Source organism: Magnetococcus sp. PR-3 (assembly GCF_036689865.1).
Classification (GTDB): Bacteria; Pseudomonadota; Magnetococcia; order Magnetococcales; family Magnetococcaceae; genus Magnetococcus.
Genome location: NZ_JBAHUQ010000004.1, coordinates 94,399 through 120,153, shown reverse-complemented (window position 1 = coordinate 120,153; position 25,755 = coordinate 94,399). Strand labels below are relative to the sequence as shown.

The window sequence follows — 25,755 nt, the reverse complement described above, 5'->3', positions numbered from 1 at the left end:
GGGCAGAGATCAGGGGTTATTCCCCCCAGTGGCGCCACCCTGCACGATACCGATCCAGTACAACAGGCCGATCCAGGGTTGAGATCGTCAAACCACCAGGATCGGCCACATCTGCACCAAACAAAAAAAGGCCGGGTAGCATTTCTTGCCGGATGTGACGTAAACCTACTGGCAAAACAAACCGATGCGTTTTCAACTCAGCTCGGCTGGCCATCACAAAGCCCCAATCACCAAACGAGGGCACCAACAGATGATAGGCCCGTGCTTGAGCAAAGAGATCTGCCACCGTGTTCCGGGTGGTCCAAAACGCTTGGCGGGCATGGAAAGGGCTGGTGGCCTGGGTAACAAACACACCATCTGGTGCCAGGTTACCACGCACTAACCGATAGAATTCACGGCTATAAAGACGGGCTGTTTCGGTATTATTAGGGTCTGGCAAATCGGCCACAATCAGATCATACAGCGCACCTTTTGCCTGTAAAAAACTCATGGCATCCCCCACCACCACTTTCACACGGGGGTCTTTGGTCAAACTTTGCTGGTTGAGCTGTTGAATATAGGGATTATGAGCCGCCAGCTGCAAAACCCGATCATCCAGATCAACCAAGGTGATGCGGTCAATAAAATCATACCGCAACAGTTCCCGTACGGCCAAACCGTCCCCGCCCCCTAAGACTAACACCTTCAAAGGCTGCTTGGGCTGAGCAGAACGGGCATAGGCCATGGGCAGGTGGATCAACGCCTCATGGTAGCGAAATTCGTCAATACTGGAAAATTGCAGCGCGCCGTTGAGGTAAAGGCGGAGATCATCCCGATTTTTGGTCAGAACAACCTCTTGATACTTGGTGCGCTCAGTATGGATAATCCGGTCACTATAGACACTCTGGTTCCACTGTTCGAGCAGCAGATGGGCAAACCCCAACCCTGCGACAATACTCAGTGTAATCGCCCAAGCGGCGAGGTGGTACCCCCTGGTTTGCAAGCCGTGTACGCGGGTTTTAAACCGCCACAGCAGCAGCACCGCAATGGACATATTAACCAGCCCAAAGAAGAGCCCACTACGAAAAATACCAAAGAGAGGCAGCAACAAAAGAGGAAAGGCAACCGTCGCAACCAGTGCCCCCAGATAATCCAGTGACAGCACATGGGCAATGCTGACCCGTAACGAATCATACCCTTCTAAAATCCGAGTTAAGAGGGGGACCTCCAGGCCAATAAGAAAACCCACGATCAAGGTCAATAGCACATAAACAGGTAAAAATAAGAGCGGCTGGGTAAAGGCTAAATAGAGCAGAGGCACACAGAAGCCCCCTACCAGACCCAGCAGAATCTCTGCAACAATCAATTTTTTTAGAAGATCACGACGAATATATTTAGAGAGGTAGGCACCAGCCCCCATAGAGGCCATATAGAGCCCGATGGTCAGCGAGAAATAGCGGATGCTATCCCCCAAAAAATAGACCACGGTTGTGGCAATAAGCAGCTCATAGATAATCGAGCAAAGACCTGCCGTAAACACAGCATAGATCAGGGTTGCCACATCCAGGGAGTGGCCTTGCTTGGTCTCAGGCACAGTGGTCTTTTCCATCACGCAATCGCATCCAAAGTGGGGCACCCCCATCACCCTACAGCCACTGTAGTCAGATCAGCTCTGTCTATGTGAGAGAGGTGGCAGGGCTTAGTATGACCGACATGGGGCAGATGGTGCCTATACCACCACCGATGGGGAACCCTGAACCACCCCAGGGCGTTATAAGCACCGTATTAAGGGCACTGACTTAAGATTGAAACCAAGCCTTGTCGATTGATTCAATAGATCCATGCACCCATGACACCACGGTAGAACAGCCACAAACCTTGCAGGCCCATTGCATCTGTTCATCAATAGCCCACACCTTGAGCAAACAGAAGGAGGCACGCCCCCCAGTCCGCCGCTTAAGGGTTATTTACCACCCCGTAAGCCACGGCCACTGGTACGTGCGCCATTAATACTCCCTGTACGCACATTGCCCCCACTACCCCAGCTGGTGCCTGTCCCCCGATGACCAAAGATGGAACCCCCAACACCAGAATAGTGGCGATAATGGCCGCCATAACCACTGTAACCATAGCCACGACTTGCCGAAGGTAGAAGCACCGCCCAGACCACCAAAACAACAGCACCCAAAGCCAACATTGCTTTTAAGGTAGGATCCATCTTAATGTGCCTCCTCTTTGGCTTTGGCATCGGCAATCCAGCTCAGCGCCACACCCAATATAACCAGCACAAGCACACCCATATTAAACCCGCGATCCCCACCCCGTAGTTGACGGATGGTAATCTCCAAAGAGGCATCACGAACAAAGCTGGGGTCCGCTCTGGTTTGTCCATTACGGTTTCCAACCCCTTTTAAACGCAGATAGTACCGACCTGGTTTGGGTATAACCAAGCGTTGCTCCACCACATCCTGCTTCTCCTCCCAGAGCCCTTCATCATCCACGCCGGTGGCATGGTAAACTTCCCCGCCAAATCCCGTCATAACCGGCCCGGTGGGTGAGGAAAGCAGTTCTGAGGTAATGGAGACCCAACTCTCAGATTTTAAGGGAGGGCGGATGGCAATTTCGATAATCTGGTTATCTTTGGTGGTTTCAATAGGCCCAAAGGCTTTATTAATGGGCCACTGTGTCTGCTTAACCAGCTCTTGCCCACCACTCATATAGATCGCTGTGATCAGATAGAAAAAGGCCAACCCCACACAGAGCATAGCCAGCTTGCCAAAATCGATGCCCTCTTGGCTGGTTGTCTGTCTCATAGCAACACCGATAACAGCAGAGCAAACCCTACTGTCCCACTCATTTCAACCCACCCAGCGGCCATATTTTTATCCTGAGCAATCTCATCATTCAGATCATGCCCTGGTAGTAAAAGATGATCGACCACAAAACGTACCATCATCAGCAGCACCATACCGACAATTGAGATCTCTACAAACTGGATCAAATGATCCCACCAACCAAAAAACTGACCACTAATGCCTTTGCCGATCAAGATCCCCAAGGATGCAATGGCACCGGCAAAAGCAATGCCTGCAGCCACATTACCCTGTTCAATGTGTTGTTGAAGGGGATAAGGGGTTACCCAGTCATAGAGGCGTGAAAAGAGGATAAGCACCCCTTGCCCAAGGATGAAAAAGAGCGCCGCCGTCCCCGGCCCACCCCCTTCACCATGTAGAGCACCGCCGACAATCAAGCCCGTGGCGATATACAGACCAAAGCGGACTGACGCCATGGCCATATTGCACTGCTCAACAATGGCCGTCAGATTGTTAAACTGATTGAGCAACAGATGATCCAAAATCCACCGCGCCAAGTTCAAGAACAGCAGACCCAACAGGCTGTACCCCCCCACAACCATGAGATCATGAAAAAGATCTCCACTGGAAGGCCCCAACAGAGCCCCCATAAAGGTCAAGGTACTGGCCAACATATAGCCGCTAAGAGATAGACCAATGGCCGGGTTATCCTTAACCGCCAGCATCTCTGTCAGGTTGTACGGGGTAAAGCGGTCATTTAAAAAACGTGCCACCACCATCACCACCACATAGAGCCCTAAAAAAGCCACAAGGGTGATCAAATCCTGCTGAAAGAGAGCACCGTTGCTCATAGCTGATCACTCCCCTCCAAGGCATAGACGGTATATTGGGAAGCTTTTAAAATTTGGTAGATATGGCACTCAATATTGCCACTCTCACCCCACTGCTCCACGGTTATTCCACTCTGCCGGTCGGCAGAGTGGAACTCCCAGTACTCAAAATCCTCACCATTAGGGGGCAGACGATCACCATGGCGGAAAAAGGTGGCTTGCCCGGTCTCAACAAAGGTGAAGGGTTGGGATTCAAAAGTCACCGAACCCTGCTTAGCCTGTTTAATCGCCTGTAGCCCAGCTTCATCCACATCTAAACAGGATAAAGGCTCCTTGCGCAGGGTGAGCGCCACCTCCAACTCATCATCCTCGTCCACACTGATCCAGAGCTTGCGGCTGCCGACATCCCCCTCAAGCTCAAACCATTGATAGCCATCTTGATCATAGGTGTGACGTCCAAGAATGGTGGCATCCAGATCTTCCAGGTCAGGCCCGACCCCACGCAGAGAGATCACACCACCGGCTTGCACATTTTGAATAACCAAAGGCTTTTGAGGGCTTTTCACAGCTTTTTTCCGTTTGGTGTGTTGGATAAAGATGTAAAAACCGGCACCGGCGACCAGTATCAGTAACATCAAATGGTTGCTGTCCATATACCCTCTCCTGCCCTGATGGGAAAATACTTAATCTTTGGATGCCATGCGCGCTTTAAGCGCCGCAAGAGCGTCAGATTGACCACGGTCGGCACTACCGGCCAGGGCCTTATCAATTTCATCATCCACAGATTTGGGGGCGGAAGCGATGTCACCATATGCTTCTGCAAGTGACTCCTGCTCCTGCACCTTGTCGCGCATCCGCTCCAACATGGCAATGGTCCCTTTACCATCCACACTGGCCAGCTCAGCATTGAGCTTACGGGTGGCACTGCTAACCTGGGCACGGGCTTTTAGGGTACGCAGCTCATTTTCCCATTTGCCAATCTGGCTACGAATCTGCTGAACATTGCGCTCTAACTGAGCCGCCATTTTTTCCAAGTTCTCCAGGTCCGCTTTTAACGCCGTGGCCTGATTGTTGGCATCCTGATAACGGCTTAGGGATTCAGCAGCCAGCCGGTCTGCTTCGGCCGCATCCAGCTCACCATTTTGCCCTTTTTGGACCAACAGCATGGCCTTACGCTCATAGTTGGCAGCGGTCTCCTGATAATTGGTCAGATCCCGGCGCAGACGAATAACCTGAGCCTTGACCTTGGCCAGAGCTTCCATATTTTTCGTCTGATCTTCTTTCAGCTCACGAATACCCTGTTCCGCCATTTTGGCTGGATCTTCCAGCTTATCCACGGCCGAATGTGCCTCCGATTTACCCCAGGTAAAGAGGCGTTGAAACAATCCACTCATGTTCTTTTTCCTTTAAATGGGTTATGCGGCACTACCGTTGGCAAACTGGATCAACTCTTCAGCATAACTGGCCAGCCCTAAACCCAAGGCATTGACGGAAGCCTCAAGCTCATTCAGGTCCAGGTTCGCCAACTGCAACGTATCGCGAAACAGTACCCACTTGGCTTGTTCATCCAAAACAAATGCGCCGTGTACCAGCTCTCGGTTCATCTGTAATAGGCGTTTATAAAAGGTGCCATCATCCCCAGACACCTCCAAGATCACCTGTTCAATGACCAACAGATCATCCTCACAATCGACCAACATGTTGGCGATGCCTCGTTCAACATCACTAATGCGGAAGAGGGTCGCTACGGTATCTTCATGATCAATGTTGACTTCCAAATCATCCAGGTAGCCACGCACGGTCTCAAAATGGTTTTGCTCTGACATGGGGGTTTTCCTCTATTAGGGGTCCAAGTCTGTTCATTAAAGCTTAAACGTCAGGCGATCTGTTTTTCCTGCGCAGGTAGTGCACCGATCAGGCGTGTATTTTCATTAAAGCGCACCTCGCCTTGGGGCTTGAGTAACTGCGCCATAACCTGCCAGGCCTGATACGGGTCCATTTGGGGGTTGCACAGCAGCACATCCACCATGGCCAATGTATGCTCTGGCCATGTTGAGATTAGAATATGAGACTCCGCCAAAAACAGAACCGCCGTCACACCATGGGGTACATAGCGTAACTGGGCCTCGCCTACCCGTTGGGCCCCTACCGCATCGGCCGCATCGGTCATGCTCTGGATGAGCGCTTCGGCATCATCTAACGGCCCTTGGCAACCGTAGGCATCCACAATCAACTGTTGAATTTTCACGGGCATCCATAGCTTGGGTGTTATTAGTGCCACCGATTGTGGCAAGCCCCAGCAACAACTTCAAGCGTCGAATTGAGCTGTCATGTGAACGTTACGGTTGGTAACCCTGGCCCACTCACGTAGACTCATAGTTTGTACTCACTTATCACGGTTGGAAAAAAACATGGCAAAGGTCTACACCACACTCCTGCTCAGCACCCTCCTCCTGCTCAGTGGCTGTGCACCCAAGGTACAAACCCAGTTTCTGGTCGCCCCAGAGCACCCACGGGTTTATCAACACCAAAACATTGCCTTGCTGGACTATACAGGCCGTGGTGGACAAACCGTCACGCAAGAGCTGGAACAGACCCTAAGCCAGATAAAAATAAGGGGCATCCCCTATTTTGAGCTACGCCGCACTCAAAAAAAACGTCCCAGACGGCTCTCTACACAGAGCGCCATTCATGTAGGGCGACACATGGGGGTGGATGCCATTCATTTTGGGCAGGTTACAGATTTTTCCTGGCAGGATCGCCCATATAGGATGAACCGGGAACGCTGGTGTAAACGGCCCTACCACGGTCGAAAACGTACCAAAGACCAATACCAAGCCTGCTTATATGGACAAAACAAGCCCACGAACAAGCCTTTCAAACCCCATGAAGTTGTGGATGAAATTGAGGTTATTGAAGAGGACATAACCCCAGGCAGGAAGAAGAAGGTCAAACAGCGCCGTATACGAAAAATCACCACACGACGTCCGCGCCATAAGGTCACAACCCCTGTTATCTGCCGTAAACGTGATGCCCAGGTAGAGATCCATGCCAAGGTTGCCGAGGTACATACCGAAGCGCTGATCTACAGTCAAAGCCACCGCGCCAGCCGTTCTGTTCAGCGCTGCCCAGGTGACCGCAACTCACAATTAACCGCTGGCCATCTACTACTACAACAAGCTTTGCGCCAAACCTTAAAGGCCTACCGCCAGGATATCGCCCCCTATCTGCGCGCTGTCTCCATACCTTTAATGGAAGAGGGAAAAGGCTTAACCCCCCGTGGTTTAAAAATCTTAAAGCAGGGGGTTGAATTTGCCAACAATCAGCGACTGGATACAGCGTGTAAACTCTGGCGGGACAGCCTAGCGCAAGAACCCGCCCCCAACGCTTCACTGCTCTATAATATTGGGGTTTGTCACGAAGTGGAGGGCGATCTGGAGCAAGCTCAAACCTTCTATCAACAGGCTGAAATCTGGCTTGGCAAACCCCATACAGCGATCTCCAAGGGCATCAAGCGGGTCACTGGAGGGTTGCAACGTATGTAATTTGGTTACACAACGCTACCAAATTGCAGTTGCTGCAAATCTGGTGATCTCCTACTCTGATTAAATCCGTTCAATCATTTGAGGGGCAGCCTGTATGGAGCGTATCTTAACTTTTTTAAAAGCCCTCTCATTTTGGCGGTTTATTGCCCTATTCACCACGCTGGCCATTCTTATATCTGAGATATTGATGGTTGCACAAAGCTATTGGCTGTATGGGGAAATACGCACAGATCTTATGATTGTTGGTTTCATCACCCCAGCTATTGATGCTTTTTTAGTTTTTTTTATTGCAGCCATTATTCTTGAACAACTCAAAAAACAGGAAGTTCGGCAAAAAGAGACCGAACGCTACCTGCGGGCGACCCTGAACAACTTTCCCTTTTTTGTCTGGCTTAAAGATGATCAAAGCCGCTTTCTCACGGTGAACCAATTTCTTGCTCATGCCTATGAGCGCAGTGACCCCACAGAGATTGAAGGGCTGAGCGACTTTGACCTCTCCCCCAAAGAGATGGCCCAGCAGTATCAAGCAGATGATCAGGAAGTCATGGCACAAGGGACACAAAAAATCGTTGAAGAACAGGTGATGCAACAAGGGAAATTACGCTGGGTAGAAACCTTTAAATCCCCTGTTTATGACAGCCAAGGCAACATCACAGGAACCGTTGGCTTCGCCCGTGATATCTCAGATCGCAAAGTGGCCGAAGACGCCCTTCGCCGTAGTGAGCGAGACCACCAAACCATCTTTGAATCCGTTAATGCCATGGTTTGGTATATTGATGATAATCATCAAGTCAGACGTATCAACCAGCGTGCTGCAGATTTGTGTGATACCGTGCCTGAAGAGGCCATTGGTAAAACCGTTTTTGAGCTCTTCCCTTCAGATGTTGCCCGGCAATACCATAATGATAATGTGGAAATTATGACCACAGGTGAGCCCAAACTTGGGCTCATTAAGCCCGGTCAGTATTACGATGGTGGACCTGGCTGGTTCCGTACCGACAAAGTCCCCTACTTTGATGAACAAGGTCGCTTGGCCGGTATTACCATCATGGTAACCGACGTCACCGAGATCAAACGAACCGAACAAGCACTGCGGGAGGCTAAAACCCAAGCCGATCAGGCCAGCCAAGCCAAAAGTGACTTCTTAGCGACCATGAGTCATGAGATCCGAACCCCGATGAATGCCATTTTAGGGGCATCTGAAATACTGGCTGAAGGTATATTAAGTACGGAACAAAAGCGTACCCTGCACATGCTGAATACCGCAGGGGAGAGCCTCTTACAGATCATTAGTGATATTTTGGATATTTCCAAGATTGAAGCGGGCCGTATGGAGTTGGAGTCTATCTCCTTTTACCCCTACAAGATGATCCACGACCTTTATGGCATGATGCATTTAAGAGCGGCAGAAAAAGGGTTACAGCTGCTCACCCACGTCGACGCTTCAGTCCCACGGAAATTGCTGGGAGACCCCTCCCGTTTACGACAGATCTTGCTCAATTTCACCAGTAACGCCATTAAATTCACCCATGAGGGCTCCGTGGCCATTCTCATGCGCTGCCAACAACGCCACCATCATCAGCTCACATTAATCGTCACCGTTGTTGATACCGGCATTGGTATTCCACTTAGCAAACAAAATCATATTTTTGAAGCCTTTAACCAAGCAGACACCTCCATGACCCGTCAATATGGCGGGAGTGGACTGGGGCTGGCTATTTGCCAGAAGCTGGCCAAGCTTATGGAAGGCTCCATCACACTACATAGCCAGGAAGAGCACGGCAGCTCCTTTACCATTGCGGTGCCCATGCACCCAGCCCCCCACGCCCTGAGCAACCAAGAAAAGATACTCCAGGATAAGACGGTGCTTATCCACCATGATCATCCGATCCGCCATGGCTATTTTGAGAACATTGTCACCCAAATGGGGGCTGTGGCGCACTCTCACGATAACCAAATGAGTGTGGACCAAGCCTTAAGCCATCGCCAAAAAAACCATGGGCAGTGTCCAGATCTTCTGCTTATCCACCATGATGATGTCAGCTTTGATGCTTTAATGAACAGCTTGGTCCGTATCCGCGAAGCTCACCCTTCGCAAAAGCTCCCAATCCTGATCTGTGGCGATATCCCTGAACGCTCCCTGGTATCCGACTTACAAGCCATGGAGGTTGATCTTCTTCTCACCCCCTATAATCATGATCAGTTAGAAGAGAACATTCAGCTTACCTTGGAACGCCGCTTACCACCGGTCACCCAAGATATTCCGGAACATCAAACCCCCTTAAAGCTGTTGGTGGTAGATGATAGTCCGGATAACCTTGCGCTCATACAGGCTTTTTTAAAACCCTATCCTTATCAACTCGTTCTAGCTCATGATGGTGCCCAAGCACTACAACGGGTCACGGAGGCTAGTGAGCCTTACAACTTGGTCCTTATGGATGTTCAAATGCCCATTATGGATGGCTACACCGCCACCCGTAAAATTCGTCAGTGGGAAGTTCTGGAAAAAAGAGCCCCCACCCCCATCATTGCCTTAACGGCACATGCACTGTCCGACCATCAAAAAATGTCTCAACAAGCAGGGTGTGATGATCACATCACCAAACCCATTAAAAAACGGGGACTGCTCAAGGCAATCAAGCAACATCACAACCCGACCCCACAAAGACCAACCTTTGATTTACGCCTGTAGGACAATACGATAGCGCGCTTTACCGGCCTTAAGGTGGGCAATGGCCTCATTGACCTGGGCCATGGGAAAAATCTCGACCTGGGGTGCCAGTTTATGGTGTGCAGCAAAGCTCAACATTTTGGCAATGGTGGAGGGACTACCCACAGGAGAGGCCGACACAGAGCGTTGCCCCATAAGCATGGGAAATAGATTGAGTTGCAGAGGCTCCAGCACCGCCCCCAATAGATGTAGGCGACCTTTGGGTTTGAGCGTGCCGATATAGGCATTCCAGTCCAACGACACATTGACGGTGGAGAGGATGAGATCAAAACGTCCCGCAGCTTCTGCCAAGGCCTCACCATCTCGGGAGTTAAGGGTCTGGTGCGCCCCGAGTTCAAGCGCTTCTTCACGCTTGGCATCTGATGAGGTAAAAGCGGTGACCTCACACCCCCAAGCATTGAGAAACTGCACAGCCATATGCCCCAACCCCCCAATACCGATGACAGCAACCCGGTCTGTGGGTTTAACATCATACTGCACCAACGGGTTAAACACCGTCACCCCACCGCAAAACAGCGGTCCCGCCACAGACATATCCAAACCTTCTGGCAAAGGCACCACACTGGTGGCCTGAGCCCGGACCCGATCCGCAAATCCCCCATGGTGCGCCACGATGGTGCCTTGCGCCTCACCACATAAATTGTGATCACCCGATACACAGGGGCTACAGTGCTGACAATATCCCGCATGCCAGCCCAACCCAACCTTCTGCCCCAGCTTTAAATGCTTAACATGATCACCGATGGCGGAAATCTCCCCAACCACCTCATGCCCAGGCACCAAAGGATATTGGCTAATTCCCCAGTCATTATCGAGCATACTGACATCACTGTGGCAGATACCACAGTAACGCACTGCAATCTCCACCTCATGGGCACCCAGCTGACCAGGATCATAGTCAAAGGGTACAAGTGCTTGTTTGGCTTCCATAGCTGCGTAGGCACGAATCATCATGAAAACTCCTTGTATTGAGCTAAAGATAAGAACGCCACCTTACGGTAACGCAGATCTAATGAAAATGCCCATTTCTGCCTAACATTTGCCTAATTCTACCCCTAAACAGGATTCCACATGACCCACCCCCCACTGACGACGATAATTCTGCTTTACCAGGGGGAGTACTTTATATGGATATTTTTAAGAGACTTCTACACCAGTACGGCTCAGAGGCCTACCCATCCGATCAAGAACCTAAACCGTGCTTTGTGCAGGCAGATCTACCGGGTGTACGTTTTTTTTATACCACCGAGACGGTCGAGCGCACGCCGCTCATCTATGAATCTGCCATTATCATTATTGGCCAAGGTTATAAAATGGGGTATGTCAGGGATGAGCGCTTCCGCTATAACCCGGACAACACCTGATTCTCAGCGTTCCCATACCTTTTGAAGGTGCAACCAGTGCAACAACACAGAGCCCGACATTCGGACTGTTCATTGATCTGGATATCCTTGCTCTTGGAGTTGGCCGCGGTCATCAACCAACACCGCGCCCCAGCCAGCACCCATGAAAAAGCCCTACCCCGTGGTTTTGAGCCTGTCCCCATGGCAGAAGCAATGGCACAAAGTGTTGAGCGTCTGTTACAGGTGTTGATCCACCCGATGGAACGTGATGTTTTAGGGCCCGGTTTGATCCGTGAGATACACTTTCACGCCTTGCTTGGAAACCATGGTAACAGCCTGCTGGCATTGACCCAGAGCCACGCCCCTTTTGCCCAGGTTGCCAAGGCACTTGAGCTCATCCATCAAAGCTATGCTGAGAATATATCAGTCGAACGACTGGCCAAAGAAGCGGGTATGAGTGTTTCCGCTTTTCACCGTGCCTTTAAACACGTTACGGCGCACCCACCGTTACAGTATTTAAGGCGTATTCGTTTAAACAACGCAAAAAACTTGATGGCCCAACACGGTATGCGGGTAAGCCATGCAGCCACAGAGGTGGGGTATGAAAGGGTGTTTCAATTTAGCCGAGAGTTTAAACGCCACTTCAACCGCCCCCCTACCCGTGCAGCCGAGATCGGGTATGCCAAGCGCTCCTCTTAATGGGAACAGTGCACGTTAATAGCGAGGGATATACAATCGATCATGACAGGAGGATAGAGAACCATCCATGACTGTGCATCGTACCAAGGGAGAGGTAGGATGATCGGGGGTCACCACTACCTAGCCCTCATAAGACGCAGGTGCCCTTTGCGCCTTAGCTTTTAGGATCTATACGGGCGTTTATACACGGACACAACACCCTAGCCCCTAAACCATGCCTGCCCGCACCCCTAAGCACGGCAAGCACTACTCAACCCCTTTGATCTGCTTTAATACCATCACAATATCTGTGGGCTCCATACGCTGTTTATAGTCCGCGTTGACAAAAGCCCCACGTATAACCCCCTGCTGATCCAGAATAAAAGTACCGGGCATGGGCAGTTCAAAACTATCATCCCCATTACTTGCCGGCAGATCCAAGCCCAGGCGCAGGTAGATGGGCCTCAAGGCCTCCTCCACCGCGAAAACCAAACCATATTTTCGCGCAATGACGTTACCCACATCACTTAACACAGGGTAGCTTAGGCCATCTTTCTCCACGGTACTTAAAGAGGCATCAGGAAGTTGGGGGCTAATGGCCACCAAGTTGGCGTCATAATCCTCAAACCAAGGCATGGCTATCTGTAGGGCTTTGAGCTCCAAATTACAGTAGGGGCACCACCCTCCACGGTAAAAATTCAGAATAAGCGGTCCCTGTTTGAGCAGGTAGGCAAGCTCGACCATCTTACCTTTTACATCAGGCAAGACAAATTCAGGTGCAACCTCTCCAACTTTTAAACAGTTCTGGTCCAAGCCTGATTGCACCAAAGCTTGGGTACTTTCATCAAACTGCACCGCTTCTGTCGGTAACTTGGCCAATGTCTGTTCATGAATGGCGTTCAACTGCGCTTGCATGGTCATTTGATCCCCTCCCAGTTACAACATATACACCCTTGCCCTATCATGTCTTTGAGAAGTTATAGGCAACAGACGTTCCCATTTTCCCCAAAAAAGCTGAGCAAAAAATAGAGAACACCCAACAACCCACCGCTCTAAAAACCTATATGGCACAGATTTAAGGGGGAAGTATGATGAGGGGTCGTGATAGCAGGACGTAAAGAAAAGAGTGAGAGAGAGATAAGCTGATAACAAGGAAGAGACTTAGACCCGTCTAACCATAAGGTGAGAGGAACGATCATGATCCACCCAAAGAGATCCCCCCCTTTATTTGGATGAGATGGCACGGTTAGCCGCCTCTAAAATATCTAATGTTCCCCGTAGTTGCGCCTCTTCCATATCACGGGTGATAAAGACCATACGGCTACGATGATCCTCCGATGGCCATGTTGGAAGTTGGACGGGGTTGTGGAAGATATGCTGCACACCATGGATCACCATAGGCCCCTCAAACCCCACCACATTCACCATGCCCTTAATACGCAAAAAATCGGGACCTTTTAACATCAGCAGCAGTTCCAACCACTGCTCCAATGCCTGAGCATGCACCGGTTCATCCAGCGTAATACAGATCGCGCGGATCTGTTCATTATGCCGATTAACATCGTGATGATGATGGTGGTGGTCATCCTCTTCTATATGATAGGCCTCTGCCTGTAACCAAGCCTGTACCTGGCTCCCCCGACTATCGGGATGGTAGGGCCCAATGGCCCACAACTGCTCTGGGTCATACTCCCCATGGGTAACCACAATCTGAGGTGCCGCCGGATTAAACTGGCGTAAGTGGTGCTGTAACGCCTGCAAGGTATCAGCATCAGCCAGGTCGGTTTTACTGATTAACAACCGATCGGCAACAGCTACCTGTTTACGCGACTCCTCCTGCTGATCCAATGTGTTCGAACCATTTACCGCATCCACTACGGTGAGCACCCCTTCCAGATGATACTGACGAACAATCACCTCATCGGTCATCAAAGTGTGCAAAATGGGGGCAGGATCTGCCAACCCGGTGGTCTCGATCACCACCCGTTTAAACCAGGGTTTACCCTCCCGGGCGAAACGCCATTGGGCATCACGCAGTGTTTTAACCAGATCACCCCGGATTGAGCAGCACAAACACCCACTGCTCAGCTCCACGGCCACCTCTTCCAAGGACTCCGCAACCAGATCATGGTCTATACCGATCTGGCCAAACTCATTGATCAAAACCAAAGTCTCTTTCATCTGTGGTTGTTTGATCAAATGATTTAACAGGGTGGTTTTGCCACTGCCCAGAAACCCTGTAAGAATCGATACAGGCAAGGTTTTTTTATGCGACACGACGCCCTCCCCGGTGTTTCCACCCCCCTAACAGCAAGGAGATCAAGAACAGACAGAGCGCGGCCACCACCACTGAGGGACCCGAAGGGGTATCCCATTGAAGGGAAGACCACAACCCACCACTCACCGCCAAGGCCCCCACCAACACCGCTCCCAGCGCCATCTGTTCGGGTGAACGGCTGATATTACGTGCAGCCGCAGCTGGAATAATCAACAGTGCCGTAATGAGCAGAATACCCACAATTTTCATGGCCACCGCAATCACCACAGCAATCAGCAGCATAAAGATTAAGCGAATCTGCACCACGGGCACCCCTTCTGCCCGTGCCAAACCTTCATGCAGCGTCATGGCCAAGAGCGGGTTCCATATACGCCAAAGCACCAAAAGCACCATGGTTCCCCCCCCATAAATCCACCCCACATCTGCCCAGGATACCGATAAAATATCACCAAACAGGTACGCGATAAGATCAACCCGCACACCCGACATAAAACTAACCCCAACCATACCCAACGACAGAGCGCTGTGGGATAGAATACCCAATAGGGCATCCCCAGAGAGCCATGGGTTACGCTGTAGAAGTAGTAAGATCAAAGCAATGGCCACACAGACCAAAACCACACCCAAAGTAAGATTTAATTCAACCAGCAGCCCCAAGGCGATGCCCAGCAAGGCACCATGGGCCATGGTATCGCCAAAATAGGCCATGCGTCGCCACACCACAAAACAGCCCAAAGGGCCACTAACCAACGCGACACCCAAACCAGCCACCCAAGCCAACAGCACAAAGTCCATCAACATGAGTTGGCCTCCGTTTTGGATGGTTGAGGGTCATGAATGTGGTGGGTACAGCTGTTATGATGGTGCTGATACAGGGCCAGTGTCTCCATAGCCTGATCCCCAAACAGCCGGGCAAACTCAGGGTGATTACTCACATGAGCGGGGGTTCCGGTACAACAGATATGGCGGTTTAGGCAGACCACACGATCGGTATCCCGCATTACCATATGCAGGTCGTGAGAAACCAGCAAGACCCCACAACCATGTCGATCCCGCAGCTGCGCAATCAACTGGTACAGGGCCACTTCTCCGGCATAATCCACCCCCTGTACAGGCTCATCCAACACCAACAGTTGAGGGGCCCGCAGCATCGCCCTTGCCAGCAGAACCCGTTGGAACTCTCCCCCGGACAAACCATGTAAGTCCGCTTCCATACGGTGGGCTACGCCGGTCTCTTTAAGCACCGCCACCATAGCGGTTTCATCCTGCACCCCAGTTAGCTGCAACATCCGGCGTACTGTCATGGGTAAAATGGGATCAATGGGCATTCTCTGTGGGACATAACCAACTTTTAAACCTGCTTTCCGGCTTACCTGCCCCCCATCGGGCACCTCCACCCCCAACAGCAACTTAAGCAGGGTGCTTTTACCCGCACCATTTGGCCCGACAATGGTGACCACCTCCCCTGCGCCGATGGAAAGATTGACATGATCCAGAACCAAGTTGCCACCACGGCGGGCACAGAGCTCTGTCGCCGTCAAAAGGACATCCCCCACCTCAGTTAGGCTTGCTGCTGACATGTGCGACACTCCCCCTCAACTTCCACAATCGTACTGACTGTCTTAAAGCCAATTTCCTGCGCTAATTGAGGAATTAATGTCACCATTTGCGGTGAATTGGTCTCTGCAACAACACCACAACTACGGCAGATCCAGACCTGTACAGCCTGATCATGATGATCACCATGCTGGTAGCAAACAAAATAGGCATTACGAGATTCAATTCGGTGAACCAATGCCATACTCATCAGGAATTCCAAAGTTCGGTAGACCGTAATTGGGGCTGGCTTGCGGGTACCACCCACCACCATCTCTTCCAAGATCTCATAGGCTGTCATCGCCCGGTGACTGGCCGCTAAGATGGTAAGGACCTCTTTGCGTAACACGGTTAAACGGGCATGGTTCTGAGTACAGACCATTTCAGCACGGGCCACAACATCGTTCAGACAGGCGCCATGGTCATGGTCACATGTGGGAAAAGGAGAGGACATACATAAACTCCAGCGGTACCGGCAATAGAACTTAGTCGAGAATCATTCTTACTTGACCGCAGCATTATACCACGCTAACCTCCTTAAGAAAATGTTATACTATTACATTTCAGGATGTGACCATGCCTCAATCTTCTGCCCTACTCTTTCGTACATTCTTTGCCTTGATCAGTGTACTGGCCTTTGCCACCACAAGCTGGGCGGCACCACGGGTCGTGGTCAGTATTAAACCCATTCATAGTTTGGTCAGCCAGATTATGAATGGGGTCGGCCAACCCAGCTTATTGCTGGATGGTGCGGGTTCCCCCCACAGCTATGCTTTACGCCCTTCCCAAGCCATGCAGCTACGACGAGCTGATCTGGTATTTTGGATGGGAGAAGATTTAGAGACCTTTTTAATCAAGCCTTTGGCCACGCTGGGACAGCATGCCAAGCAGGTCTCCCTTGCCCAAACCGAGGGCATAAAGCGCTTAAAAAACCGTCCACCAAATAACTGGTCAGAGCAGAATGAGACCGAAGATCATAAGGCGCATGAGGATCATGATGATCATGACGACCATAAGGCGCATGAGGCACACCATGACCATGGCCAGTGGGATGTACATATATGGCTGGATCCTTTACAGAGCATCATTCTGGTCAAGTCTATGGCCAAACACTTAAGCCACATCGATCCCGATCATAAGACGGCCTATGAACAGAACACCCAGAAATTGATTAAAGATCTCATACAACTGGATCAACAGTTGGCCGCACAGCTCAAGCCTATACAAAAACGGCCCTACATCGTTTTTCACGATGCTTATCACTATTTTGAGGACCGTTATGGTCTCTCATCTACTGGGGCTTTAACCTTAAACCCTGAACAAAAACCAAGCGCCAAACGCGTCATGCAGATCCGCCAAACCATACAGAGCACAGGGGCTATCTGCCTTTTTTCTGAACCCCAATTTGAACCGGCCATGATCAACGCCTTGGTGCGCCATAGCGATATTCAAACCGCAGAACTGGACCCACTGGGCAGTCAAATTCCAGCAGGCCCCACCGCCTACCATACGCTGCTCACCACCATGGCCAATCGTTTGAATCACTGTTTAAGCAGACCTTAATGCATCAATCATCGTTGCCAATTGGTTACAGGTTTTACAATGCAACAGGCAACCATTAGAACATTCTAATTGTCTAATAGTTAAACAACACGCTAAGGGGAGTATGTGTAATCTGACAAATGAAGGAGTTGGCCATGTTAACGATGATGTTGGAAATATTCTTTTATATCGTACCCATGCTCGGCATGCTCTATCTATCTCGCTGGTTGTGGAACCGGCTGGTACACCATATAGAAGCGCTACCGCCTACACACCACCTACATGGGTAAAATTATACCATCCAAAACGGTTAAAGAGCCGACCTGGATCGACAGATGTTCAAAAGATAAAAAGAGCAGGTCGCTCAGCACCTGTTCTTTTTACCCTGGTGTCCACACCAGGGGTTTTATGCATGGTTCATGGATGAACCTTACCAAACAAAAAAACCCCGGCATGAGAGCCGGGGTTTTTTTTATGCGATGAGGCGTCCAATTAAGCGCTGAGGAGACTCATAAGGCTATCCTCATCTTCCTCATCATTCCCAATCAACTGAGAGAGCAGGTCCATATTGTTGGTGCCAGCCATCATGTTGTTAGGGGGAGGTGGTGGTGGAGGCATATTGGCCATGCCCTCTTCCAACTCACTGCTGGTAATTAGGCCATCACCATCGCTGTCCACTTCACTGAACATATCTGAAAGAGGACCGCGTGCTTCATCGCTACTAATGGACTCATCACCATCTTCATCCATATCCGCCATCAGTTGCTCAACAGATGGGCCGCGCATACCACCACCGTGCATGCCACCCATACCGCCCTGCATGCCACCCATCTGGCCCTGCATTTGCGCCTGAAAGCTCTCCATGGCACTGGTTAACTCATCCGCAGTTAACTGGCCATCACTGTCGCTGTCGGCATCACTAAAATGATCTGCCATGGGACCCTTGGCCTCTTCAACACCAATGGTCCCGTTACCGTCCTGGTCCAGCTTACTAATAATATCTTCTGCTTTGGGAGGTCCTCCCATCTGATCCATACGGCCCATACCACCCCCACGGCTCATACCGTTGGATTGGCCCATTTGGCTCATCATTGGATTCATTCCACTCATTGAAAACATGATTTTCACCTCTTCGATGAACGATTTCCCATCAGGAAATCTAAAATAATGACAGTGTTTACTGTCCAAAAATGAAAAGGCGTGAAGGTGAGTTGTCCATCGGGGTGGGATGGAAGCGTTTATACCATTTCACCGATCATGCCAATTCATATTTTCTTTATTTTCTTGCACTTACACACATCTCACATACGATCCGGCAATTTCTACCGTGTGGCCAGCTAGGCAACAATTTCCGGTAGGAAAGGACCAGAAAAGAAAAGAGGATGCCGTTCGGTAAAAAACGACACCCTCCCATGAAAAAGCTCATGCAATCGGCATTAGCCATTCTTCAATGGCCGTCAGCGCGAACGCTCCCACCCCTGGGACACCCATCGCCACACTTTTTCATGCACCATATGCTTTACTGCATCCCACTAGGAAAAGTTTAGGTCAAAAAAAGGGATCTCTTTAGAAAGCGACCCCTCTTTCGTCACTTTTTAGCCCAAGCAGCATGCCATCAACCCAGCCTGACACCACACATTCCACCCTTGGTAAAACAGCACCACACTTTTTTCATACCCAAACGGTACTGAGGATGCGTTTCCAAAAGGCGTAATGTGAAGATTAAGGTACTCTTGGTCCATGTAAAGGTGGGCAGGATAAGTGTAAAGATATGTCAGGAGCCTTTGCACAGCGTTGCAAATAGAAAAGAATGGTGCATCGATCCCATACCCACAGGAAACGTTACCATGAGCCGCATTCTCCTTATCGACGATGATAAAAAACTCTGTTCTATGCTGGCAGAATACCTTCACGATGAAGGGTTTGAGTGCCACATGGCCCATGACGGACCCAGTGCTCTGGAAAAAGCAATGACAGGCGCCTACGCCGCCCTGGTGCTGGATGTCATGCTGCCGGGTCTTAACGGGTTTGATGTTCTCCGTCAGTTACGCCCCCACAGCCACGTACCGGTTATTATGCTTACGGCTCGGGGGGATGAGACCGACAGCATCATCGGCTTAGAGATTGGTGCGGATGACTATTTGGCCAAGCCCTGCAGCCCCAGAGTTTTAGTCGCTCGGCTACGCGCCCTACTGCGCCGTTCCCATGGCAGCATTGAACCCCTCCTTGCGACCCAAACTCAGGGGGATCTTACCCTTAACCCCCAAGCTCGCCGGGTTAGCTTGGCGGGGCAGCCTGTTGAACTAACCTCTGCTGAGTTCAATATTTTACAACAGCTTTTACACCAAGCGGGTCAAGTGGTCGATAAGGATCAGCTCTCGCTACAGGGGTTGGGACGTAAACATATGGCCTATGATCGCAGTGTGGATATGCACATCAGCTCCCTGCGTAAAAAGCTGGGCAACCATGCAGATGGCACCCAACGCATCCATACCGTTCGAGGGGCTGGCTATCTCTACGCCAAAGCTGAAGGTATACACTGACGTGCGTATTTTCCTTAAACTCTTTATTGGCTTTTGGTTAACCCTGCTCTTAATGGGCGGCATGACCGCTTGGTTGGCTTTTCAGATCCGGGGGGATGTTGAAAATCGCTTTCATGATCAAATGGATCAACTGGCCAAAGCCCGCATGGAATTAGGACACACATTGGCGTTCCAAGGGGTTGAGGCTTTTAAAGATGAACTAGAACAGCACCCTATGAATCCATGGATCTATGCTATAACCTCCCATAAACAGGATATATTGGAGCGCGATATCCCGCATTTTGTACAGCGCTTTATTCTCCATCGCTGGAAGCCCGAACAAGCCTATAAGCGCTATGATGCGACCAAGATACAAGCACAAACCCCGGCTCTGGAACGTATTCGCCTGCAAGAACACCCCATACCCCCACCCATCATCTGGTATATCCTCAGCCCTAAGCAACAGGTATATGGCTTAATCGTCTCACCTAGGCGACCGCACATCTCCCACATTTTAAAGGAGAACCGTTGGGTTCTGTTTGGCATAGCTCTGTATAGCTTGATCGCGGTCCTACTGCTCACCCTGCACTTTACCGGCCCTATCCGACGCTTGAAGATGGCAGCCGTTAAACTGGCAGAAGGGGATCTACAAGCCAGGTGCCACCCGCCTGGGCTGCGTATTCCTGATGAGCTAAGCCTATTGGTTGATCACTTCAACCATATGGCTGAACGTCTAGAAGCACTGTTTGATGGGCAAAAACGCCTTATGATCGATATCTCTCATGAACTACGCTCGCCATTGGCCCGTATGGGAGTAGCTCTGGAGCTGGCCAGCCGGAGACCCCATGATGAAAAAAATCTGACCATTGTAACGCGGGAAATGGAGCGGCTGGATCGTTTAATCCATGAGATCCTAACTTTGTCACGCCCCCAAGCCGGTACACCCATGGCGTTAGAGGGGTTGGTAGACCTGCACGGCTTACTCACCAGCATTGGCCAGGATGTCACTTTAGAAGGCACCCCCACGGGGCGCCGCGTGACCCTGACCAGCCCCGGTGAGCTCTTGGTCAAAGCCAACCCAGAGGCCCTGCACTCAGCGGTAGAAAATGTCATGCGCAATGCTCTGCGACATACACCGGAAGGGCATACCGTGGAACTGACACTGCGCCAGCACGATCAAAAGGCCGTGATCACCATTAGGGATTTTGGCAAAGGGGTCTCTGAAGAGGCTTTGCAGAAAATTTTCAAACCATTCTTTCGTATGAGTGAAGCCCGAGAGCGGGAGAGTGGTGGCTATGGTTTAGGGTTGGCCATTGCCCAACGTATTATGGGTGAACACCAGGGTACCATCGCCGCCCATAACCATGAACAAGGCGGGCTTGTTGTTACCCTGACCCTACCCTTATCACCAACTGCGTAAAGCGCCATAAATTACTAAACTGGAGTCCAATCCATGCCTAACCAGCCCCCTTCAATATGGCGCAAACTACGCATCTTACCACCGATTGTATTGGGGGTTCTTATCATGATCTGGGTGGTTAAAGGCAAACAGCCCCCCAGCCAGATCGAACGCCAAGAGCCAATAACCAGTGTGCGGATAATCGAAGTCCCCCGCCTAACACTGACCCCAACAGCCGAGGGTTATGGACCTGCCGAGCCCGCCCGAGTATGGCGTGCAATCCCGCAAGTCTCCGGGCGGGTCGTCTATCTACATGATCGGCTCAAGGATGGGGAAATTCTACCCAAAGAGACCCTACTGGTTCGCATTGACCCAGTTGATTATGAACTGGCTCTTGCCCAAGCCAATGCGGAACTGTCTGAACTTTCCGTACAGGAGCGCAACACCCGAGCCTCTTTGGTCATTGAACAACGCAACTTGGCGCTGACTAAAAAAGATCTGGCCCGTAAACGCACCTTGCTGGCCCAAAAGACCATCTCTCAGAATAGTTTAGACGATGCAGAGCGGGCCACCCTAAGCGTACAAGGCTCGGTTCAAAATTTACAAAACTCCCTGGCCCTGATCCCTACCCAACGTAAACTCTTGGCCGCCAAAGCGGACCAAGCCAAACGTAACCTGGCCCATACTGAGATACGCGCCCCCTATACCCTTAGAGTATCCAGTCTGGCGGTGGAGAAAGATCAAACCATCAGTAGTGGCCAAACCCTTTTTGAAGGGGATGGTGTCGAACGGGTTGAAATTGAGGCTCAGGTTGCCATGTCAAACCTACGCCGTCTGTTTATAGGGCGAAAGGATATTCAAGGGCAAGATATCCCTCTAGGACATAAAGACTTACCAACACTCACAGGGTTAAAACCTGTGGTACGTTTGGATATGGGCAACCATACCGCCCAATGGGATGCCCGTTTTGTACGCTTTAGTGATGGTGTCGACCCACAGACCCGAACCATGGGGGTGGTGGTGGCTGTGGACGCACCCTATAAAAAAATCATTCCTGGCTACCGCCCGCCTTTATCCAAAGGCATGTTTTTACAAGTCGTTGTAGAGGGCAAACCCCAAACAGACCGGTTGGTTATTCCCCGTTCGGCGCTACGTGGAAACGTTGTTCATGTGCTCGACCAAGACCACCGCCTACGTATACAACCTGTTAAGGTGCTCTTTCATCAAGGTGAGCGCACCATTATTGGTCAAGGCCTTGAAGCGGGGGATCGGGTTGTGGTTTCTGACCTGGTGCCCGCCGTTGCAGGTATGGCTTTAAAACCGGTGATGGATGTTAAGCTTAATCAACAACTGCACGCTGGAGAGCAACCATGATCGCTTGGTTTGCCCGCCACCCCACAGCTGCAAACCTACTGATGGCTGTCTTTATCATTCTGGGTTTGGTCACACTACCCGGCCTACAGCGCGAGACCTTTCCTGAAATTAAGAATGATAAAGTTGAAGTCAAAGTGGTCTACCCAGGGGCGACTGCCGATGAGGTTGAGGATGCCATCTGCCGTCGCTTAGAGGATGGGTTGGAAGGCATAACCGACCTGGATGAGCTGCGTTGTGACGCCCGAGAAGGTGTGGGTACCGCTACCGTGCTTATGCGAGAAGGCGCCAATATGATGCGCTTTTTGGATGATATTAATGCCAATGTAGATGCCATTGATGATTTTCCAGACTCTGCCGAGCTCCCTGTAGTACAAGAACTTGCCCGCACCGAACAGGTCATTTCTATTGCCGTGACCGGGCCGCAGGAGCCCGTTGCACTCAAAGCCTACGCCGAGCAATTGAAAGACCGTATTCAGTCATTGGAACATGTTGCGGAGGTGAGTATTGATGGATTTTCCGACCATCACATCCGTATTGAAATTCCCCCTTGGCGTCTCCGTCAATATGGGCTGTCTGCCGCTGATGTGGCTCAGGCGATTCAACGTCGCAGTGTAGGCAGTCCGGTTGGCCGCCTGGAAGGTGGGCAGGAGGATTTTCTACTACGCCTAGACGACCAACACAAAGGGGTGGCCGCTTTTGAAAAACTGGTGGTGATCTCCGGCCAAAGCGGGGCTGCCATTCGCTTGGGAGAAATTGCCACCATTACCGACCGTTTTGACCAGAATGAAGAGAAAATTCTCTTTGACGGTAAACGAGCTGCCGTACTGAACATCTCCAAAACCCGTGCCCAAGACACCCTGCAAGTTCGGGCAACCATTGCCAACTTTGTTCAAACAGAGCCCTTACCGGCTGGTATTACCCTTACTTTGAGCCAAGATCGTGCCTCGGTGGTGCAGGACCGTCTGGATATGCTGGTTCGCAATGGTTTTCAGGGCTTGGTTTTGGTTTTTTTGGTGCTGTGGCTCTTTTTCAGTTTTCGCTACAGTTTTTGGGTCACCATGGGCCTACCCATCTCATTTCTCGGTGCTTTTTTTCTGCTACCCCTGGTTGGGGTCACGGTGAATATGATCTCCATGGTCGGACTACTCATTGGTGTTGGCCTATTAATGGATGATGCCATTGTGATTGCAGAGAACATTGCAGCCCGCATGAACCGTGGCGACCAACCCATGCAAGCCGCTGTAGAAGGGGTTAAACAGGTACTGCCCGGTATTCTCTCCTCTTTCATGACCACACTGCTGGTCTTTGGCTCATTGGTTTTTATTACCGGGGAGATGGGTCAGATCCTACGTATCATGCCTTTGGTCTTGATTTTGGTGATCTCAGTGAGTCTGCTGGAGGCTTTTTGGGTATTACCCAACCATTTGGGCCACGCCCTAAGCCATATGTCGACACGGAAGCCCAGCCGCTTTCGCCGTTGGTTTGAACAATCCTTTGACCAGCTACGGGACCGCTGGTTTGGTCCATGGCTGGACCGTGCGGTCGAAGAGCGCTATCTAACGGTTGGCCTTGTCTTCATGCTATTGATTATCGCTGTGGCCATGCCTGCGGGTGGTTTGCTGAAATTTGTACCCTTTCCCGATCTGGATGGTGATGTGGTTGAGGCACGTATTCTTTTACCTCAAGGCACCCCCCTGGCCCGAACCGAGCAGATTGTTGAACAGTTGCAACAGGCTGCACTAAAAATCAACCAACGTTTCAAGCCAGAACAGCCGCAGAAACAAGATCTCATTCAGCACATCTCCGTCATTTTTGGGCAAAATCCCGATGCCTATGAAAGTGGCCCCCACGTTGCCCGTATCATTACCGACCTGTTAGGCGCCGAGATCCGTGGCACAGCACTGGATGATTTTACCACCGCTTGGCGGCAAGCTGTGGGAGAGATACCCGATGTCATTGCCCTTAAATTTACCGAACCCACCATCGGGCCGGGGGGACGGGCCATCGATATGCGCCTCATTGGGGCGGACCTAGACCGTTTAAAGTTGGCGTCCAACGAACTCCAGCAGTGGTTGGGTCGCTACGTAGGGGTGGTAGACCTGAGTGATGATCTGCGCCCCGGTAAAAGAGAGTACCGCCTGCATTTAAAACCCAGTGCTGGGGTGCTTGGTGTAGAGGCCCAAACGGTAGCAGAGCAACTGCGTGGTGCCTTCCAAGGCATTACCGTGGACGAATTTCCTGTGGGGGCTGAATCCTATGAGGTGGATCTCCGGCTGACCGCAAGTGACCGCACCAGCCCAGCGGATTTGGATAACTTTACCCTGGTCGGTCAAAATGGTGCCTTAATCCCCTTATCTGTGGTTGCCGATCTGCAACCGGTCCGAGGTTGGGCTAGAATTCACCGGGTAGATGGCCAGCGCGCCATTACCATTCAGGGCGATGTTGACCGCAGCTTGGCCAATGCTCAGGAAATTATGGGCTTGGCCAAGAGCCAATTCATACCTGATTTATTGGCGCGTTATCCCGATATTTCCTTCGACCCCCAAGGCCAGGGTAAAGAGTCGGCCAAAACCGGCAAATCCATTATGCGCAATGTACTGCTGGGCATGATCGGTGTCTATATGCTTCTGGCGCTACAGTTCCGGGGTTACTTGGCACCATTAACAGTTATGCTGGTTATTCCCACCGCATTTATTGGTGTCATCGTTGGGCACATGTTGATGGGGCTGGATTTAACCATGCCCAGCATTGTGGGTATGGCCTCCTTATTTGGGGTGGTGGTAAATGACTCGATCTTGTTGGTCGTCTTTATTCGTGAACAGCGAGAAGCCGGTGTTCCTACCCTAGTTGCCGCCAAACAGGCGGGACGGGCCAGGTTCCGCCCTATTCTTCTCACCTCCATCACCACTGTGGCGGGTCTTATGCCGCTGTTGATGGAAAAGAGCCTTCAAGCTCAGATTTTAATCCCCTTAGCCACCAGTTTGGCCTTTGGTCTGGCGGTTGCCACGGTGGCCGCTCTGTTTGTGGTACCTGCTGTTTACTGTATCTTGGACGATTATGGAAAACTGGATAAGCTGCATGGGGAGAGACCAGAAGCACCCTAACGTTATAAACCATACAAGCCA

24 protein-coding genes and 1 pseudogene are annotated in these 25,755 nt (G+C 51.0%); 10 read left to right on the top strand and 15 right to left on the bottom strand.

All coding sequences use genetic code 11. The features are described 5' to 3' along the window. Window positions 1-16: 16 nt before the first annotated feature. The 8 genes from V5T57_RS04515 to speD form a co-directional block, all read right to left on the bottom strand. Window positions 17-1,588, bottom strand: coding sequence for a polyamine aminopropyltransferase (locus V5T57_RS04515; protein WP_332889973.1), 1,572 nt, complete (start codon window positions 1,586-1,588; stop codon window positions 17-19). Window positions 1,589-1,942: 354 nt separating this feature from the next. Then, a complete protein-coding gene (locus V5T57_RS04510; protein ID WP_332889972.1) occupies window positions 1,943-2,197 on the bottom strand; it encodes a hypothetical protein in 255 nt (84 codons plus the stop codon). Window position 2,198: 1 nt separating this feature from the next. After that, on the bottom strand, window positions 2,199-2,792 hold the full coding sequence (locus tag V5T57_RS04505) for a hypothetical protein (RefSeq protein ID WP_332889971.1): 594 nt from the start codon (window positions 2,790-2,792) through the stop codon (window positions 2,199-2,201). After that, window positions 2,789-3,643, bottom strand: a complete 855-nt coding sequence (locus tag V5T57_RS04500) for a DUF350 domain-containing protein (RefSeq protein WP_332889970.1) — start codon at window positions 3,641-3,643, stop codon at window positions 2,789-2,791. Before V5T57_RS04500 ends, V5T57_RS04505 begins: the two co-directional genes overlap by 4 nt. Continuing rightward, complete coding sequence (locus V5T57_RS04495; RefSeq protein ID WP_332889969.1) at window positions 3,640-4,275, bottom strand: DUF4178 domain-containing protein; 636 nt, start codon at window positions 4,273-4,275, stop codon at window positions 3,640-3,642. The genes V5T57_RS04500 and V5T57_RS04495 overlap by 4 nt, the downstream gene beginning before the upstream one ends. Window positions 4,276-4,305: 30 nt before the next feature. Continuing rightward, window positions 4,306-5,016: a PspA/IM30 family protein gene (locus V5T57_RS04490; RefSeq protein ID WP_332889968.1), complete on the bottom strand. Its 711-nt coding sequence runs from the start codon at window positions 5,014-5,016 to the stop codon at window positions 4,306-4,308. 21 nt (window positions 5,017-5,037) lie between these two features. Further along, entirely contained in the window at window positions 5,038-5,448 is a 411-nt protein-coding gene (locus tag V5T57_RS04485) for a YbjN domain-containing protein (RefSeq protein WP_332889967.1), read from the bottom strand. Between the two features lie 50 nt (window positions 5,449-5,498). After that, window positions 5,499-5,870, bottom strand: coding sequence for an adenosylmethionine decarboxylase (gene speD / locus V5T57_RS04480; RefSeq protein ID WP_332889966.1), 372 nt, complete (start codon window positions 5,868-5,870; stop codon window positions 5,499-5,501). Between the two features lie 163 nt (window positions 5,871-6,033). Between speD and V5T57_RS04475 the strand changes: the two genes are divergently transcribed. Continuing rightward, window positions 6,034-7,167, top strand: a complete 1,134-nt coding sequence (locus tag V5T57_RS04475) for a tetratricopeptide repeat protein (protein WP_332889965.1) — start codon at window positions 6,034-6,036, stop codon at window positions 7,165-7,167. 94 nt (window positions 7,168-7,261) lie between these two features. After that, a complete protein-coding gene (locus tag V5T57_RS04470) occupies window positions 7,262-9,859 on the top strand; it encodes a PAS domain-containing protein (RefSeq protein ID WP_332889964.1) in 2,598 nt (865 codons plus the stop codon). Here the strand turns inward: V5T57_RS04470 and ahr are convergent. Beyond that, window positions 9,848-10,849, bottom strand: a complete 1,002-nt coding sequence (gene ahr / locus V5T57_RS04465; protein WP_442918166.1) for an NADPH-dependent aldehyde reductase Ahr — start codon at window positions 10,847-10,849, stop codon at window positions 9,848-9,850. The genes V5T57_RS04470 and ahr overlap by 12 nt on opposite strands. A 176-nt stretch (window positions 10,850-11,025) precedes the next feature. Here ahr and V5T57_RS04460 point away from each other — a divergent pair. Next, window positions 11,026-11,562: pseudogene (locus V5T57_RS04460) on the top strand (AraC family transcriptional regulator); the annotation flags it as partial. Next, a complete protein-coding gene (locus V5T57_RS04455; RefSeq protein ID WP_332890062.1) occupies window positions 11,554-11,940 on the top strand; it encodes a helix-turn-helix transcriptional regulator in 387 nt (128 codons plus the stop codon). The pseudogene V5T57_RS04460 and the gene V5T57_RS04455, both read left to right, overlap by 9 nt. A 246-nt stretch (window positions 11,941-12,186) precedes the next feature. Here V5T57_RS04455 and V5T57_RS04450 read toward each other — a convergent pair whose 3' ends face one another. The 5 genes from V5T57_RS04450 to V5T57_RS04430 form a co-directional block, all read right to left on the bottom strand. Then, on the bottom strand, window positions 12,187-12,840 hold the full coding sequence (locus tag V5T57_RS04450; RefSeq protein ID WP_332889962.1) for a peroxiredoxin-like family protein: 654 nt from the start codon (window positions 12,838-12,840) through the stop codon (window positions 12,187-12,189). 303 nt (window positions 12,841-13,143) lie between these two features. Further along, window positions 13,144-14,196: a CobW family GTP-binding protein gene (locus V5T57_RS04445; protein ID WP_332889961.1), complete on the bottom strand. Its 1,053-nt coding sequence runs from the start codon at window positions 14,194-14,196 to the stop codon at window positions 13,144-13,146. Beyond that, window positions 14,186-14,998 carry a zinc ABC transporter permease subunit ZnuB gene (gene znuB / locus V5T57_RS04440; RefSeq protein WP_332889960.1) on the bottom strand — a complete coding sequence of 271 codons (813 nt, stop codon included), beginning with the start codon at window positions 14,996-14,998 and terminating at the stop codon, window positions 14,186-14,188. Before znuB ends, V5T57_RS04445 begins: the two co-directional genes overlap by 11 nt. Beyond that, the gene (locus V5T57_RS04435) at window positions 14,992-15,777 is read right to left on the bottom strand and encodes an ATP-binding cassette domain-containing protein (protein ID WP_332889959.1); all 786 of its coding nucleotides are present in this window, start codon (window positions 15,775-15,777) and stop codon (window positions 14,992-14,994) included. Before V5T57_RS04435 ends, znuB begins: the two co-directional genes overlap by 7 nt. Continuing rightward, window positions 15,759-16,247: a Fur family transcriptional regulator gene (locus tag V5T57_RS04430; RefSeq protein WP_332889958.1), complete on the bottom strand. Its 489-nt coding sequence runs from the start codon at window positions 16,245-16,247 to the stop codon at window positions 15,759-15,761. Before V5T57_RS04430 ends, V5T57_RS04435 begins: the two co-directional genes overlap by 19 nt. 122 nt (window positions 16,248-16,369) lie before the next feature. On the opposite strand from V5T57_RS04430, the gene znuA reads away from it, so the two are divergent. Continuing rightward, window positions 16,370-17,356, top strand: coding sequence for a zinc ABC transporter substrate-binding protein ZnuA (gene znuA, locus V5T57_RS04425; protein WP_332889957.1), 987 nt, complete (start codon window positions 16,370-16,372; stop codon window positions 17,354-17,356). A 134-nt stretch (window positions 17,357-17,490) separates the two neighbouring features. Then, complete coding sequence (locus V5T57_RS04420; protein WP_332889956.1) at window positions 17,491-17,625, top strand: hypothetical protein; 135 nt, start codon at window positions 17,491-17,493, stop codon at window positions 17,623-17,625. 202 nt (window positions 17,626-17,827) lie between these two features. Here the strand turns inward: V5T57_RS04420 and V5T57_RS04415 are convergent, their stop codons facing one another. Further along, window positions 17,828-18,427, bottom strand: coding sequence for an EF-hand domain-containing protein (locus V5T57_RS04415; protein WP_332889955.1), 600 nt, complete (start codon window positions 18,425-18,427; stop codon window positions 17,828-17,830). Between the two features lie 755 nt (window positions 18,428-19,182). Between V5T57_RS04415 and V5T57_RS04410 the strand changes: the two genes are divergently transcribed. The 4 genes from V5T57_RS04410 to V5T57_RS04395 are packed head-to-tail and all read left to right on the top strand — an operon-like array spanning window position 19,183 to window position 25,734. Beyond that, window positions 19,183-19,878, top strand: a complete 696-nt coding sequence (locus V5T57_RS04410) for a response regulator transcription factor (RefSeq protein WP_332889954.1) — start codon at window positions 19,183-19,185, stop codon at window positions 19,876-19,878. Between the two features lies 1 nt (window position 19,879). Next, on the top strand, window positions 19,880-21,277 hold the full coding sequence (locus V5T57_RS04405) for an ATP-binding protein (protein WP_332889953.1): 1,398 nt from the start codon (window positions 19,880-19,882) through the stop codon (window positions 21,275-21,277). A gap of 33 nt (window positions 21,278-21,310) precedes the next feature. Beyond that, complete coding sequence (locus tag V5T57_RS04400; protein WP_332889952.1) at window positions 21,311-22,630, top strand: efflux RND transporter periplasmic adaptor subunit; 1,320 nt, start codon at window positions 21,311-21,313, stop codon at window positions 22,628-22,630. Next, complete coding sequence (locus V5T57_RS04395; RefSeq protein WP_332889951.1) at window positions 22,627-25,734, top strand: efflux RND transporter permease subunit; 3,108 nt, start codon at window positions 22,627-22,629, stop codon at window positions 25,732-25,734. The genes V5T57_RS04400 and V5T57_RS04395 overlap by 4 nt, the downstream gene beginning before the upstream one ends. Window positions 25,735-25,755: the final 21 nt, after the last annotated feature.

Coding starts and splice junctions, on each gene's coding strand:
- V5T57_RS04515 (WP_332889973.1), bottom strand. CDS start 1,588: ATGGAAAAGACCACTGTGCCTGAGACCAAGCAAGGCCACTCCCTGGAT.
- V5T57_RS04510 (WP_332889972.1), bottom strand. CDS start 2,197: ATGGATCCTACCTTAAAAGCAATGTTGGCTTTGGGTGCTGTTGTTTTG.
- V5T57_RS04505 (WP_332889971.1), bottom strand. CDS start 2,792: ATGAGACAGACAACCAGCCAAGAGGGCATCGATTTTGGCAAGCTGGCT.
- V5T57_RS04500 (WP_332889970.1), bottom strand. CDS start 3,643: ATGAGCAACGGTGCTCTCTTTCAGCAGGATTTGATCACCCTTGTGGCT.
- V5T57_RS04495 (WP_332889969.1), bottom strand. CDS start 4,275: ATGGACAGCAACCATTTGATGTTACTGATACTGGTCGCCGGTGCCGGT.
- V5T57_RS04490 (WP_332889968.1), bottom strand. CDS start 5,016: ATGAGTGGATTGTTTCAACGCCTCTTTACCTGGGGTAAATCGGAGGCA.
- V5T57_RS04485 (WP_332889967.1), bottom strand. CDS start 5,448: ATGTCAGAGCAAAACCATTTTGAGACCGTGCGTGGCTACCTGGATGAT.
- V5T57_RS04475 (WP_332889965.1), top strand. CDS start 6,034: ATGGCAAAGGTCTACACCACACTCCTGCTCAGCACCCTCCTCCTGCTC.
- V5T57_RS04470 (WP_332889964.1), top strand. CDS start 7,262: ATGGAGCGTATCTTAACTTTTTTAAAAGCCCTCTCATTTTGGCGGTTT.
- ahr (WP_442918166.1), bottom strand. CDS start 10,849: ATGATTCGTGCCTACGCAGCTATGGAAGCCAAACAAGCACTTGTACCC.
- V5T57_RS04450 (WP_332889962.1), bottom strand. CDS start 12,840: ATGACCATGCAAGCGCAGTTGAACGCCATTCATGAACAGACATTGGCC.
- znuB (WP_332889960.1), bottom strand. CDS start 14,998: ATGTTGATGGACTTTGTGCTGTTGGCTTGGGTGGCTGGTTTGGGTGTC.
- V5T57_RS04435 (WP_332889959.1), bottom strand. CDS start 15,777: ATGTCAGCAGCAAGCCTAACTGAGGTGGGGGATGTCCTTTTGACGGCG.
- V5T57_RS04430 (WP_332889958.1), bottom strand. CDS start 16,247: ATGTCCTCTCCTTTTCCCACATGTGACCATGACCATGGCGCCTGTCTG.
- znuA (WP_332889957.1), top strand. CDS start 16,370: ATGCCTCAATCTTCTGCCCTACTCTTTCGTACATTCTTTGCCTTGATC.
- V5T57_RS04420 (WP_332889956.1), top strand. CDS start 17,491: ATGTTAACGATGATGTTGGAAATATTCTTTTATATCGTACCCATGCTC.
- V5T57_RS04415 (WP_332889955.1), bottom strand. CDS start 18,427: ATGATGAGCCAAATGGGCCAATCCAACGGTATGAGCCGTGGGGGTGGT.
- V5T57_RS04410 (WP_332889954.1), top strand. CDS start 19,183: ATGAGCCGCATTCTCCTTATCGACGATGATAAAAAACTCTGTTCTATG.
- V5T57_RS04400 (WP_332889952.1), top strand. CDS start 21,311: ATGCCTAACCAGCCCCCTTCAATATGGCGCAAACTACGCATCTTACCA.
- V5T57_RS04395 (WP_332889951.1), top strand. CDS start 22,627: ATGATCGCTTGGTTTGCCCGCCACCCCACAGCTGCAAACCTACTGATG.